This is a genomic window from Streptomyces sp. CA189 (genome assembly GCF_056428985.1).
In genome coordinates this window covers 1-12,399 of the sequence record NZ_JBWJVM010000064.1, presented here as the reverse complement: position 1 = coordinate 12,399, position 12,399 = coordinate 1, and the positions used below count along the sequence as shown (strand labels likewise).

Here is a 12,399-nt window from a genome sequence, read left to right as displayed (position 1 = left end):
CACCCCCACCGGACCCTTGGGAGAGCCGCCCCATGCGCATCCGAAGCTCAGCACTCGCCGCACTGGCCGCACTGGCCCTCTCGGCCGCGATCCCCAGCACGGCCGACGCCGCACAGGAGAGCATCACCACTTCCGAGGCCGGGGCGACCGCCGCCCGCCCCGGCGACATCGTGAGCAGCGCGCCCTCCGCGTTCCACCCGCTGCCCGGCCAGCCCACCCACACCAAGGCCTGGAAGATCCACTACAACTCCACGACCGCCGACGGAGCCCCGAACGTGGTCTCCGGCACCGTGATCGTCCCGCAGGACGGCCGCACCGGCCCGCGCCCCCTCGTCACCTACGCCGTCGGCACCGTCGGCATGGGCGACTCCTGCGCACCGAGCAACAACCTCCCGTACGGCACCTCCATGGAGGCCAACCTCATCCAGCAGCTCACCCTGCGCGGCTGGGCCGTCGTCGTCACCGACTACGAGGGCCTCGGCACCCCCGGCGTGCACACCTACACCGTCGGCCCCTCGGCCGGCCACGCCGTCCTCGACGCCGCCCGCGCCGCCACCCGCCTCCCCGAGGCCGGGCTGCCGGCCAACACGCCCGTCGGCATCATGGGGTACTCCCAGGGCGGCCAGGCCAGCAGCTGGGCGGCCGAGCTGCACGGCTCGTACGCACCGGAGTTGCAGGTCAAGGGCACCGCGACGGGCGGCGTCCCGGCCGATCTGCTGAAGGTGGCCGACTTCAACAACGGCTCCTACGGCTCCGGCCTCATCTTCATGGCCGCCGCCGGCCAGGACGCGGCCTTCCCGGAACTGAAGCTCGACTCCTACCTCAACCCGGCCGGGAAGCTGCTGGTCGGCGCCATGAAGGACCACTGCGTCGCCGTCGACGCCATCGCCGGCTCCTTCAAGCGGATCTCCGACCTGACCACCCGCAACCCGCTCGCGCAGCCGGACTGGCAGGCCCGGCTGAACCAGAGCAAGCTCGGGCGCACTGCCCCGGCCGCGCCCGTGTTCCAGTACCACGCGCTCGCCGACGAGCTCATCCCGTACTCCGTCGGGAGCCGGCTGCGCTCCGACTGGTGCGCGCGGGGCGCGAACCTCGAATTCGACACCATCTGGATCGGCGAGCACGTCAGCGGCGTCATCACCCAGTCCCCGGCGGCGGGCAACTGGCTGGCGGACCGCTTCGCGGGCCGTGCGCCGCGCCCCAACTGCTGACCTGCTGTTGCCCCGCCGGGAGGAGCCGTTCTTCTACGGCCTCACTCCTCACTCCTCCTCGGCGGGGCAGGAGCGCGTCCCGGAGGGCAGCCGGCCGTCGATCAGGAAGTGGTCCACGTACCCCTGCACACAGCGCGAGGCCATGTACCCGGTGTGCCCGTCGCCCTTGTAGTCCACGACCACGGTGTTGCCGAGCCGCTTCGCCGTCTCCTCCGTCCACTCGTACGGGGTGGCCGGGTCTCCGCGCGTACCGACGAGCAGGATGCGCGGGATGCCGGCGGGGCGGTCGATCTTGCGGATGAAATCGGTGCCGGCGGGGCGCCCGTAGCAGGCCGGCACCGTCATCAGCTGGCGCGGTCCGAAGATCGGCGAGGCGGCGAGGAAGGCCGGCTGGAGCGCCTCCAGCTCCCGCGCGACGGCCACCGGGGAGGCCTTGGCGTCGCCGCGGTCCGGGTCGTCGGCGCAGTTCACGGCGACGAGCGCGGCGGAGGCGTTGTCCGCGGGGACGGCGGCGCCCCCGGCGGTCTCCTCCCGGGGCGGCGGCGGTTCGTCCGGACCGCCGAGCTGCATCAGCCCCACGGGGTCGCCCTTGCGCTCGACCAGCGCGAGCGCGTCCGCGAGGTCCGGCCAGGTCTTCTGCGAGTACAGGGCGGCCCCGATGGAGTCGGCCACGTCCTGCCCGGTGAAGCGCAGGCCGCCCTCGCCGGCCAGCGGCGATGCGTCCAGACGGGTGACGAGGGCCTGGACCTTCTCCTTGGCGGTACGGGTGTTCGTCCCGTAGACACAGCCCTGCCGGTGGGCGCACCAGACGAGGAAGTTGTCCAGCGCCCGCTGCTGGCCGACCGCCGACAGCAGGGCCTGTTCGCCGAGGGGCTCGGTGAGGGTGTCGACCCCGTCGAGGACCATCCGCCCGGTGCGGCGCGGGAACAGCGCGGCGTAGACCGCGCCGAGGCGCGTGCCGTAGGAGAAGCCGAGGAAGTCGAGCTTCTCCTCCCCGAGGGCCTGGCGCAGCAGGTCCATGTCGCGGGCCACGCTGACGGTACCGACGTACGGGAGCACCGGCCCGGAGCCGAGCGCGCAGCGCTTGGCGACGGCCCGGAGGGCGGCGAGCTGGGCGGCGGGCCCGTCGGGGGCCGCGTCCCCCTCCTGCGGGTGTCCTCCGCAGGTGATGGGGGCGCTGTGGCCGACACCGCGGGGGTCGAAGACGACCAGGTCGTAGCGCTTGTTGAGCTCCGCGAAGCCGTTGGGGTCGGCGGCGAGGGTGGAGACGCCGGGGGCGCCGGGTCCGCCGAAGTTCAGCACGAGGGAGCCGATCCGCTTGCCGCCGGGCCCCGTGGCGGGAAGCTTGGCGACGGCGATCCCGACCGTCCGCTGCCCCTGGCCCTCGGCCTCGTAGTCGAGCGGCACGGTGAGGGTGCCGCAGCGCATCCCGGCGGGCACGGGCTTCTCGGGGCACGCGCCCCACTGGATCCCCGTACCGGCGGGCGCCGGTGCCCCGGGCACGGCGGCGAGCAGGGCCCCGGCCAGAACGGTGCCGACGATCCCGGCGCCTATCCGGGTACGCGTCCGGGAAAGGGAGCAGGAACGTGAACGGAGGCGGGAACGGTGCACTGCACCCTCCTGGGGCGACCCCCCGAACCAGTGAGCTCACGATAGGCGCGCCCCGCTCACCCCGCTCCGCGAGCCCATCACCCATCCGGCCCTTGACACACCGAGCCCGGGACACCGCTGCGCGGGGCCGTCCCTACCCGCCCTTCCACCGTTCCCCGGGCTCCGCCCGGACCCGCGCCTCAAACGCCGGCGGGGCTGGATCGGGGCCACGATCCGAAAGAGACGGCCTAGCCGCGGGGCGGGAGTTGGTCGTACGTCTTGAACGTGTAGTGCGCGGACAGGGTGATCGAGTTGCCGGTCGCGGCCGGGAGGCCGAGGCGGTTGTTGACGAGGCCGCCGAGGGGGCCGCAGCCGGTCGCCGCGGGGGTGGTGAAGGTGTCGTCGTACGCGTCGAACTTGATGACCGGCGGGGTCTTGGAGATCCACTGGGAGCTGCCCGAGCGCTTGAGGCGGAACTCGACCGGGGTGTCGCCGCCGCCGATGACGCAGCCCTCGGGCAGGGCGGGGCTGATCGCGCGGAAGCGCAGGGTGAACAGGCCCATGTTGTTCCCGACCGAGTAGAAGTCGGAGCGGCCGCCGTACTCCGGCTGGAGGGACAGCGCCATCCTCGGGTTGTGCGCGCCGGCGGGCCCGCCGAGTATCCCGCCGGGGACGGCGGTCGGCCCGCCGCGCAGGGCGCCCCAGACCTGGCCCTTCGAGCCGTCGGGGAGGGGGCCCTCGGCGTGGGTGATGGTCATCGGGGCCAGCGCGGGGATGGTTCGGTTGCCGAGGGTCAACGAGCCGGTGGCGGTGAGGACTTCGCACTTCCAGTGGGTCGCGTCGACCCCGGCGGGGATGGCGGGGCAGTCGGTGAAGTCCGTGAAGCCGGACGCGGCGGGTGCCTCTGCGGCCGCTGCGACACCGGGGGCGGCGAAGGCGGCGGCGCCGAGCACGGCGGCGAAGGCGACTCCGGCGGCGGTGCGGCGAAGTGCGGCATGCGGGCGCTTGTCAGTGGTGATCTGCATGCGTTCAGCCTGCGTGCGGGCCCGTACCGCGGGCTATCGGGGCGACCCCTTGGCGTACCCCCAGTAGACCCTGATGCCATGTCAGGGTGCGACCCCTAGCGCCCACTTGGGTCCACCCCCGCGGAGGTGCCGCCCCCGGTTCCCCTTGAAAGCAAGATCGCGTCCGTGAGACTGACGTCGATTAGCGGGTCGGGAAGGAAGCCAGGGCAAGATCCCACTGGTCTGCTGCGTGAAGCAGTGCAGCTGTGTTCACACGCACTTCCATGAAGGCTACTGTCCCCGCGGCTGCCGCACGCATCCACGCGCTGACCGCGCGGGCTTCGTCGGTCAGCAGAGCCGGATCGGCGAAGGACCAGCTTCCGTCGGGAGTCGTCACCGTGCCACCAATGACGAGCCAGTTGTCGTCGTAGTGGTCGCCCTGGGCCGCAGCGAACTGATAGTTCAGCGGGCGGAGCTCGACGCTGTCACCGGGGGCTGGTCCCCGGCGACGGCTCCGCACGGGGCAGGGGCACGGGCCCCTGCCCAGGCCCGGGCTCGGGCCCGGGCCGTTACGCCCGGCGGTACAGGGAGTCGATCTCCCGCGCGTAGTCCCGCGCGATCGCGCCCCGCTTCAGCTTCAGCGAAGGCGTCAAGTGCCCCCGCTCCTCCGTGAAATCACCCGGCAGCACCACGAACCGCCGGATCGACTCCGCCCGCGACACCAGCCGGTTCGCCTCGTCCACCGCCCGCTGGAGGTCCGCCCGCAGGTCCTCGTCCTCCACCAGCTCCCGGATCGGCACGCCCACCCTCTTCCGCATCTGCCGCCAGTGCTGGAGCCCTTCCGGTTCCAGGGTGATCAGCGCGGTGACGTAGGGCCGGTTGTCGCCGACCACCATGCACTGGCCGACCAGCGGGTGGGCCCGTAGCCAGTCCTCCAGGGGTGCGGGGGCCACGTTCTTGCCGCCGGAGGTGATGATCAGGTCCTTCTTCCGCCCGGTGATCGTCAGGTACCCGTCCGCGTCGAGCTCCCCGATGTCCCCCGTGCACAGCCACTGCTCCCCGCCGACCGCCACGCCGCTGTTCCAGTACCCCGCGAACACGTGCGGCCCGCGCAACAGCACCTCCCCGTCGTCCGCGATCCGTACCGCCGTCCCCGGCAGCGGCCACCCCACCGTGCCCAGCCGGGGCCGCAGCGGCGGGGTGACGGTCGCCGCCGCCGTCGTCTCCGTGAGCCCGTAGCCCTCGAAGACCTCGATGCCCGCGCCCGTGTAGAAGGCGGCGAGGCGCCGGCCGAGCGGGGAGCCGCCGCTCAGGATGTACCGCACGCGCCCGCCCAGCGCCGCCCGGATCCGCCGGTACACGAGCGGTTCGTACAGGGCCCGGGCCATCCGCAGGCCCAGCCCCGGCCGCTTGCCCTCCACGACCGCGATCTCGCCGAGGCTGCGCGCGATCCGCGCCGCCCGGTCGAAGGAGGAGGCCCGCCCCATCTTCTCGGCCGTCGCCCGCGCGGTGTTGTAGACCTTCTCCAGGACGTACGGGATCGCCAGCAGGAACGTCGGCCGGAAACCGGCCAGGTCGGAGAGGAGGTCCTCGCTGCTGATGCTCGGCGCGTGGCCCAGCTTCACCCGCGCCCGCATGCACCCGACCGCCACCATCCGCCCGAAGACGTGCGACAGCGGCAGGAAGAGCAGGGTCGAGGCCGGATCCTTGCTGACGGACTTGAAGACGGGGTGCAGCAGCTCCACCGAATTGTCCACCTCGGCGAAGAAGTTGGCGTGCGTCAGCACGCACCCCTTGGGCTGCCCGGTCGTCCCGGAGGTGTAGATCAGCGTCGCGACGGACTCCGGCGCGCACCCGGCCCGCCGGGCCGCCACGACCTCGTCGGGCACGTGCTCCCCGGCCTTGACCAGCCGGGCCACGGCCCCGGTGTCGAACTCCCAGAGGTGGCGCAGCCAGGGCAGGTTGGCCCGCTCCGCGCTGATGATGCGCGCCTGCGCGGTGTCCTCCACCGCGCAGGCCACGGCGCCCGAGTCCTGGATGATCCAGCGCGCCTGGATCGCGGAGGAGGTCGGGTAGACGGGTACGGTGATCAGCCCGGCCGCCCAGCCCGCGAAGTCCAGCAGGGTCCACTCGTAGGTGGTCCTCGCCATGATGGCCAGCCGGTCGCCGGGCCGCAGCCCCTCCGCGATCAGCCCCTTCGCGACGGCGAGCACCTCGCCTGCGAACTCGGCGGCCGTGACGTCCCGCCAGGTCCCGTCCCGCTCCTTGCGGGCGAGTACGGGCTCCCTCGGCGCCTCCCGGGCATTGTCGAAGGGGATGTCCCCGAGGGACCCGCTGACCGGCACCGGGGCCAGCGCGGGCACCCACACCTCACGGACCCGCCCCTCGATCACGGTCTTGACGGGCTCGACGGGCTTTGGCGGCTTGACGACCCTCACCAGGCTCGATTCGGCGGTCACGGCGTGCCTCCCTGGCCGGACGGAGTGTTACCGCCGGTAATTTACTCAGCGGTAACCACGTCTGAACACCCCTGTGCCCGCCTTTTCACCGATGCTCCACGCCACGCCGCCCACACCCCCACCTCGTGCGCACAGGTGCCGCGCACAGGTGCCGCGTAAACGCGATGACGCAAGATCACCCGTCCGGGAGAATGCACCCATGACCGAACCGGACCCCAAGGCCGACCTCCACTTCTACCTCCAGTCCGCCCGCGAAGCCCTCCTCTGGAAGCTCGACGGCCTCTCGGAATACGACGCCCGCCGCCCGCTGACTCCCACCGGCACCAACCTCCTGGGCCTGGTGAAACACGCGGCGACCACGGAGCTGGGCTACTTCGGCGACACCTTCGCCCGCCCCTCCGGCGAACCCCTGCCCTGGGCCGCGGAGGACGCCGAACCCAACGCCGACATGTGGGCCACCGCCGACCAGTCACGCGCGGACATCGTGGACCTCTACCACCGCGCGTGGGCGCACGCGGACGCGACGCTGGACGCACTGCCGCTGGACGCGATCGGCACCGTCCCGTGGTGGCCGAGCGACAACAACAAGATCTCCCTGCACCACGCCGTCGTCCGCGTCATCTCCGACACCCACCGGCACGCCGGTCACGCCGACATCCTCCGCGAACTCCTGGACGGCACCACGGGCATGCAGCCGACCAACCCCGGCCTCCCCCAGTCCGACCCGACCTGGTGGCAGGCCCACCACGCCCGCCTGGAGCAGGCGGCGCGGGAGGCCGACGGCGGCGAGGCCTGATCGGGCGATGTCGGGTGATTGCCTGACAGGTGGGGGACGGGTCCGGTAGATGTGTGCGCGTGAACGACTCCACGCCCGAGGACGGCGAGCCCACCTCCTTCGCCGAGAAGACGAAGCACCTGTACGAGAAGCACAAGGGGAAGATTCATGCCGGCGTCGCCCTCGCCGGCACGGCCCTGGCCGTTGCCGTCGTGATCGCCAGGAACGCCGTCGACCAGAACGCCGGCGAGGATGCCGAGGACTCCGACGACACCGCGGACTCTGAGGACTCTGAGGACTCCGAGGACGCCGGGTCGATCGCGGACCCCGCAGCCGTGGACGAGCGACGGAACGGCCCCGTCAAGCACCAGGTGTCCGGGCACACGAGGACCCTTCGCGACGGGCGGGTCATTGACATTGGGCCTTACGAGCGGGGCGGCTCCCCGGATGAGGACCCCGGCGAAGCCGCAGCCTGAGCCCCTGGGGGTAGGGCACCCCGGACGGTCAGTCGGCGGGAGGACAGTCGCGGCACCTGGTTCCCGGCCGCGGCGCCCTGAAGCCCCGCTCGCAGCCGTCGCAGTTCTGCATCGGGTCCGGCCGCTTGCCGGGCCGTACGGGCGCTTCGGCGGGAAGGTGGGGCGGGAGCCAGGCCTTGAGCCGGTGCGCGACGAGGGCCGCCGGATGGCGGAGGTCGTCGGGCAGCCCCGAGGCCAGGACGAGCCGTACGGCCGCGGGATCCGCCCCGCGCTCCAGCCACGCCGAGACCCCCGGCGCCAGCTTCCGCACGTCCCGGTCGGCGAGCAGCAGCCGCGGGTCGTCCTCCCGCAACCGCGCGAGCAACACGAAGGCCTCCCGCCGCGGCCCCACCGAAGCCTCCGACGCCTCCGACGGCCGTACGGAACCGGGCTCCGCGCCGGAGTCCGACTCGGGGTCGTACTCGGGCTCGTACTCGTACTCCGGCTCGTAGTCCGGCTCGTAGTCCGGCTCGGGCTCGTAGTCCGGCACGGACTCGTAGTCCGGCACGGACTCGTAGTCCGGCACGGACTCGTAGTCAGGCTCAGGCTCCGGCGGGCATACGGCCTCGGGCTCGGGCTCGGGCTCGGGCTCGGGGTCAGGTTCGGGCTCGGGGTCAGGTTCGGGATCCAGCTCCGGAGGCTCCGCCTCCCGCACGGCCGACCCCGTCCCCGAAACGACCTTCGCGGACGGGTGGTTGTAGGACACCGTCCGGGTGATCACCTGCCCGCTCGCCAGCCGGACCCGGGTGCGCTCCAGGTACCCGTACTCCTCCAGCTCCCGCAGGGCGCCGGAGATCCGGACCTCCCCCTCCGGGAAGCGCTCCCGCAGCCTCTTGATCCCGACACGGGCCCCGCTGGGCAGCGACTGGATGTAGGCGCCGAGGGCGATCGCGGTCAGCGACAGCTCGCGGTGCTGGATGAGGTGGTTGCCGATCACGGTGAAGTGGCGTTCGTGCCGGATGTTGACGTGGTCGACACCGGATCGGGGGGTCCCGGCGGGAACACGGGACGAGGCGCGCGAGGGCGCGCTAAGGTGCGGAAGAGCCATGGGGAAGGTGAAGCTTCCTACTTTGGTCAGGCCCTCGTTCGGGATTGCAGTCCCGGCGGGGGCCGTCTCATGTCTGATGTTGTGTGGGGCGAGCATATGCCCGGCAACCCTCCCGAAATCCAGCCGAGTTGGCACAGTTCACCCATGCGGGTGACGGGCCGCCACGGGGAGCCGGAGGGGTGGGTTGGGTTGGTTTCGGCCCGTCCTTTCAGGGGGTTACGTCCAACCGGGCCGGGTCCTGGATACCCGGGACCCGGTCGCCAGGCCCTCCCCCCCGCCAAGTCCACTTCCGCCCAGACCGCCTTGCACGGCGGCAACCCGACGTCCACCCCCCACCGGTCGGCGAGCGCATCGACCAGCACCAGCCCCCGGCCGGCCTCCGAGCCCCGGCCCGCCTCCCGTACACCGGGGATCCGGTCCCCCCGCGTGTCCACCACTTCGATCCGCAGCACCCCGCCCCGGACGGCGAGCCCGATCCGGAAGCCCCGCCCGGGAACCCGGCCGTGGGTCACCGCGTTGGCGGCGAGCTCGGCCACGATGAGCGCGGGCCCCTCGCTGGGCAGCCCCCACCCGTCGAGCGTCTCGACGGCGAGCCGCCGGGCCTGGCGTGCACCGAGGGGCGTACCGGCGAGCTGGGCGGTGAACTGGAGCGCGGAGTCACGGATGTGCGTATTCATGTCACCGAGCGTGGTGGGGCGTGCGTACCGTGAGAAGCGGAACCGCCCGAGCGTCCGGCTTCTGTCCGGTCGTTGTCCGGTGCTGTCGTGCCTGTCCCGTCCGGGCCTCGGGAACAGAGCGCTGAGGAATTCGGTGCGTTGAAGGTGGGGCACGCATGAGTGTGGACAGTGACGGTACGGAAGACGCCGGCTGGGACGTCGATCCCGAGGACGAACAGGGAGTGGCGGTCCTGGCCGCGCTCGGCCGCCAGCTCAAGGCCTGGCGCGAGGAGGCGGGCATCCGAGCCGGTGACTTCGGCACGGAGATCGGCTACGGCGAGGATCTGGTCCGCAAGGTCGAGGCGGGCAAGCGGATCCCCCGCCCCGAGTACCTGGACAGGGCGGACGAGGCGCTGCGGGCGGGCGGGAAGATCGCCGCGATGAAGGCGGACATGGAGCAGGTCCGCTACCCGAAGAAGGTCCGCGATCTGGCGAAGCTGGAGGGGAGGGCGGTCGAGATCGGCGTCTACAGCACGCACGTCGTACACGGGCTGCTGCAGACAGCGGACCACGCCCGGGCGCTCTTCGAGATGCGGCAGCCCTCGTACTCACAGGACGAGGTGGAGCGGTACACGGCAGCACGCGTGGCCCGTCAGTCCGTCTTCAGTCGGACGCCTGCCCCAGCGGTCAGCTTCGTCCACGAGGCATCCGCTCTGCGACGTCCTATCGGAGGCACACTGGTATGGCGCCAACAGCTCGAACGGCTCTTGGAAGTAGGTCGGTTGCGACACGTGACTCTCCAGGTCATGCCGAACAGCCGGGAGGCCCATGCCGGGATGGGCGGCGGAATCGAGATCCTGAAGTTCGGGGACGGCACGGCCGTCGGGCGCTCCGAAGGAGCGTTCAACGGCCGCCCGGTCTCCGATCCAAGGCAGCTCCGAGTCCTTGAACTGCGCTATGGCATCATCCGGGCTGAGGCTCTCACGCCGCGGGAGTCGCAGGACTTCATCAAGGAACTGCTGGGAGAGACATGATCGACAATCCCGAGCTCGACTGGTTCAAGAGCAGCTACAGCAGCGGCAGCGAAGGCGACTCCTGCGTCGAGGTGGCCACCACCCCCGCCACGATCCACGTCCGCGACTCCAAGGACCTCCACCAGCCACACCTGGCCTTCGCGCCCCACGCCTGGGCCGGATTCCTCGTGCACGCCTCCACCGGCTGACCGCTCGGCCCGGTTAAACGGCCTTGCCCGGGAGCGCGCGGCCCTCGCATGATCTCCGGATGGACGATACGCCGAACCAACTCCCCTCCGCCCTGCCCGCGTTGCGAGCCAAGGCGGCCGAAGCGGGCTTCACCCTGTCCAGCGAGGACCGCACCGGCAGCCTCCTGGCAGCGCTCGCCGCCGCCCGGCCCGGAGGCCGGATCCTGGAACTCGGCACCGGGGTGGGCGAGGGCACCGCCTGGCTCCTCAGCGGCATGGACCACGCCTCCCGCCTGACCAGCGTCGAACTCGACCCCACCGTCCAGGCCGTCGCCCGGGAACAGCTGGGCGCCGACCCGCGGGTGACCTTCGTGTCCGGTGACGGCGGTACGTGGCTGGAGGACTTCGACGGCGCCCCCTTCGACCTCGTCTTCGCGGACACCTGGCCGGGCAAGTTCGCCCACCTCGACCGGGCCCTGGAACTGGTGGCTCCCGGCGGGACCTACCTGATCGACGACCTCCTCCCCCAGCCCGGCTGGCCGCAGGACCACAAGGCGTCCGTCGAGCGCCTCCTGGCCGAGCTGGACGAGCGGGGGGACTTCCGGTGCGTCCGCCTGGCATGGGCGAGCGGACTGCTGATGGCGGTACGCACAGCCTGACCGGGCCGGTCCCCCTCGCGCGCCGGACTGTCAGACCGCCGTCAGGCCACGGACTCCTCCCGGACCTCTCCGGTCACGTACGCGGCATCCCGCAGCAGTTCCTCGGTCACCCGGACGCCCGTGAGTCGCTTGGCGAGCGCGAACACCGCCGCCTTCTCGTCGACATCGGGGTCCGAGTCGCCCGTCGGGTTCAGGCCGAGCGCGCTCAGTACGCCGTTCAGCTCGTCGGGGGTGCTGCCGGTGCGGTCCGCCGGGTACTCGAAGGTCACCCTCAACTCGCCGTCCTCGTACCAGTGGAAGAAGTCCATCGGCTTCCCCCCGTTGCTCGTGTGCGAGACGGCGCGCGAACCGGCGGACAGGGCTTCCATGAACCGCGGCCGCGTCCCCACGTCGCCGCCGAACTCCAGCACGAGGGTCCAGTCTCCGCCCTCGCCCGGCACGGTGAAGGCCCCCGCGAGGAAGGAATCGGGCGAGTACCCGTAGGCGTCGAGGACCTCCGTGTGCTCGAAGACCAGGCCGTGGAACCGTTCCTAGCCAGTGTGCAGGAGTGAGTCTTGGACCCATTCATGCTTACTGGGCGCATCCCGAACGGTTTTGGATGCACTGGGTCCCCGCGTTCTCTTCCCGCTCGGCGGCACGTCTCTGGGGGCGTGGTCCGTTGCGGGTGGGCGGTTTCCCTCACGTCCACGGGCTCCTGGTCCGGCCTGGACGGTCCGATGCCCGTAGCGATCGCTCTGGTCGCTACGGGGCGGTGCTGTCCGTCGCCGGATCGGGTGTCCGAGGGCGCGTCGTCCGATCGCGATGCCTGCGGCATCGTGACGGGACATTCTGCGGCGGGGGGTGGCCAGCGGTTTCTGCCAGTGCCGGCCTCCCCACTGGGAGGTGTACGCGGGATCAACCGCGACGACCGACAGCCCCTGCTCAGCTGCCATCGACACGAGCCGGGCTTTGAGCTTGCCGGTCGGGATCCCTGAGATGAGCTGCCGGAACCGTTTCCTGCTGCCGTGCTTCTCCCGTGTCTTCTCGGCGGTGAAGTCGAGGTCTTCGAGCGCGATGGCCCCGACACCGACACTCTTCGCCCAGTGCAGCAGCCGGGTGATGGCGTGCCGGATCTGGGCGTCGCGAAAGTCGGCCGATCCGCTGAGGTCGTAGGCGAAGCGGTGTGGCTCGCCGATGGGGTTGCCGTGCGGGTCGAGTCGGTAGGCGGCGAAGTGGTCGGCGTTGGTATCGACACCCACCATGCCCTTCGCGCGCGCGGTGGCTAGCGGGATCGTCTGAATG

14 protein-coding genes are annotated in these 12,399 nt (G+C 71.7%); 6 read left to right on the top strand and 8 right to left on the bottom strand.

The features are described from left to right. The first annotated feature begins 32 nt into the window (after window positions 1–32). Window positions 33–1,211, top strand: coding sequence for a lipase family protein (locus tag AC061S_RS33295; RefSeq protein WP_478689600.1), 1,179 nt, complete (start codon window positions 33–35; stop codon window positions 1,209–1,211). A gap of 48 nt (window positions 1,212–1,259) precedes the next feature. On the opposite strand, the gene AC061S_RS33290 is transcribed toward AC061S_RS33295, so the two are convergent. From AC061S_RS33290 to AC061S_RS33275, 4 genes are all read right to left on the bottom strand, one after another. Next, window positions 1,260–2,822, bottom strand: a complete 1,563-nt coding sequence (locus tag AC061S_RS33290; protein WP_478689599.1) for an alpha/beta hydrolase — start codon at window positions 2,820–2,822, stop codon at window positions 1,260–1,262. Between the two features lie 227 nt (window positions 2,823–3,049). Next, complete coding sequence (locus AC061S_RS33285; RefSeq protein ID WP_478689598.1) at window positions 3,050–3,826, bottom strand: hypothetical protein; 777 nt, start codon at window positions 3,824–3,826, stop codon at window positions 3,050–3,052. Between the two features lie 181 nt (window positions 3,827–4,007). Beyond that, window positions 4,008–4,325 (bottom strand): WapI family immunity protein, encoded by a 318-nt coding sequence (locus tag AC061S_RS33280; RefSeq protein WP_478689597.1) that lies wholly within the window; start codon window positions 4,323–4,325, stop codon window positions 4,008–4,010. A gap of 49 nt (window positions 4,326–4,374) precedes the next feature. Continuing rightward, window positions 4,375–6,243 (bottom strand): AMP-dependent synthetase/ligase, encoded by a 1,869-nt coding sequence (locus AC061S_RS33275; RefSeq protein ID WP_478689643.1) that lies wholly within the window; start codon window positions 6,241–6,243, stop codon window positions 4,375–4,377. Window positions 6,244–6,463: 220 nt separating this feature from the next. On the opposite strand from AC061S_RS33275, the gene AC061S_RS33270 reads away from it, so the two are divergent. Further along, entirely contained in the window at window positions 6,464–7,060 is a 597-nt protein-coding gene (locus tag AC061S_RS33270; protein ID WP_478689596.1) for a DinB family protein, read from the top strand. 59 nt (window positions 7,061–7,119) lie between these two features. After that, window positions 7,120–7,515, top strand: a complete 396-nt coding sequence (locus tag AC061S_RS33265; RefSeq protein WP_478689595.1) for a hypothetical protein — start codon at window positions 7,120–7,122, stop codon at window positions 7,513–7,515. Window positions 7,516–7,543: 28 nt separating this feature from the next. Here the strand turns inward: AC061S_RS33265 and AC061S_RS33260 are convergent, their stop codons facing one another. Together AC061S_RS33260 and AC061S_RS33255 are read right to left on the bottom strand one after the other, a co-directional pair. Beyond that, window positions 7,544–8,602 (bottom strand): helix-turn-helix domain-containing protein, encoded by a 1,059-nt coding sequence (locus AC061S_RS33260; RefSeq protein ID WP_478689594.1) that lies wholly within the window; start codon window positions 8,600–8,602, stop codon window positions 7,544–7,546. Between the two features lie 26 nt (window positions 8,603–8,628). Continuing rightward, window positions 8,629–9,279 carry an ATP-binding protein gene (locus tag AC061S_RS33255; RefSeq protein WP_478689593.1) on the bottom strand — a complete coding sequence of 217 codons (651 nt, stop codon included), beginning with the start codon at window positions 9,277–9,279 and terminating at the stop codon, window positions 8,629–8,631. Between the two features lie 155 nt (window positions 9,280–9,434). On the opposite strand from AC061S_RS33255, the gene AC061S_RS33250 reads away from it, so the two are divergent. From AC061S_RS33250 to AC061S_RS33240, 3 genes are read left to right on the top strand one after another with little or no spacing between them, the layout of a single operon-like run. After that, window positions 9,435–10,292, top strand: a complete 858-nt coding sequence (locus tag AC061S_RS33250) for a helix-turn-helix domain-containing protein (protein ID WP_478689592.1) — start codon at window positions 9,435–9,437, stop codon at window positions 10,290–10,292. Then, a complete protein-coding gene (locus AC061S_RS33245) occupies window positions 10,289–10,480 on the top strand; it encodes a DUF397 domain-containing protein (protein WP_478689591.1) in 192 nt (63 codons plus the stop codon). Before AC061S_RS33250 ends, AC061S_RS33245 begins: the two co-directional genes overlap by 4 nt. A gap of 59 nt (window positions 10,481–10,539) precedes the next feature. Continuing rightward, the gene (locus AC061S_RS33240; protein WP_478689590.1) at window positions 10,540–11,118 is read left to right on the top strand and encodes an O-methyltransferase; all 579 of its coding nucleotides are present in this window, start codon (window positions 10,540–10,542) and stop codon (window positions 11,116–11,118) included. 41 nt (window positions 11,119–11,159) lie between these two features. Here the strand turns inward: AC061S_RS33240 and AC061S_RS33235 are convergent, their stop codons facing one another. After that, window positions 11,160–11,633: a DUF6461 domain-containing protein gene (locus AC061S_RS33235; RefSeq protein WP_478689642.1), complete on the bottom strand. Its 474-nt coding sequence runs from the start codon at window positions 11,631–11,633 to the stop codon at window positions 11,160–11,162. Window positions 11,634–11,648: 15 nt separating this feature from the next. Then, window positions 11,649–12,399, bottom strand: a 751-nt coding sequence (locus tag AC061S_RS33230; RefSeq protein ID WP_478689589.1) for an IS200/IS605 family accessory protein TnpB-related protein, incomplete at its 5' end; no start/stop codon positions are given.

Bases quoted from the DNA above. Each gene is read 5' to 3' on its own strand.
- AC061S_RS33245 (WP_478689591.1), top strand. From the start codon at position 10,289: ATGATCGACAATCCCGAGCTCGACTGGTTCAAGAGCAGCTACAGCAGC.
- AC061S_RS33295 (WP_478689600.1), top strand. From the start codon at position 33: ATGCGCATCCGAAGCTCAGCACTCGCCGCACTGGCCGCACTGGCCCTC.
- AC061S_RS33255 (WP_478689593.1), bottom strand. From the start codon at position 9,279: ATGAATACGCACATCCGTGACTCCGCGCTCCAGTTCACCGCCCAGCTC.
- AC061S_RS33285 (WP_478689598.1), bottom strand. From the start codon at position 3,826: ATGCAGATCACCACTGACAAGCGCCCGCATGCCGCACTTCGCCGCACC.
- AC061S_RS33250 (WP_478689592.1), top strand. From the start codon at position 9,435: ATGAGTGTGGACAGTGACGGTACGGAAGACGCCGGCTGGGACGTCGAT.
- AC061S_RS33260 (WP_478689594.1), bottom strand. From the start codon at position 8,602: ATGGCTCTTCCGCACCTTAGCGCGCCCTCGCGCGCCTCGTCCCGTGTT.
- AC061S_RS33240 (WP_478689590.1), top strand. From the start codon at position 10,540: ATGGACGATACGCCGAACCAACTCCCCTCCGCCCTGCCCGCGTTGCGA.
- AC061S_RS33270 (WP_478689596.1), top strand. From the start codon at position 6,464: ATGACCGAACCGGACCCCAAGGCCGACCTCCACTTCTACCTCCAGTCC.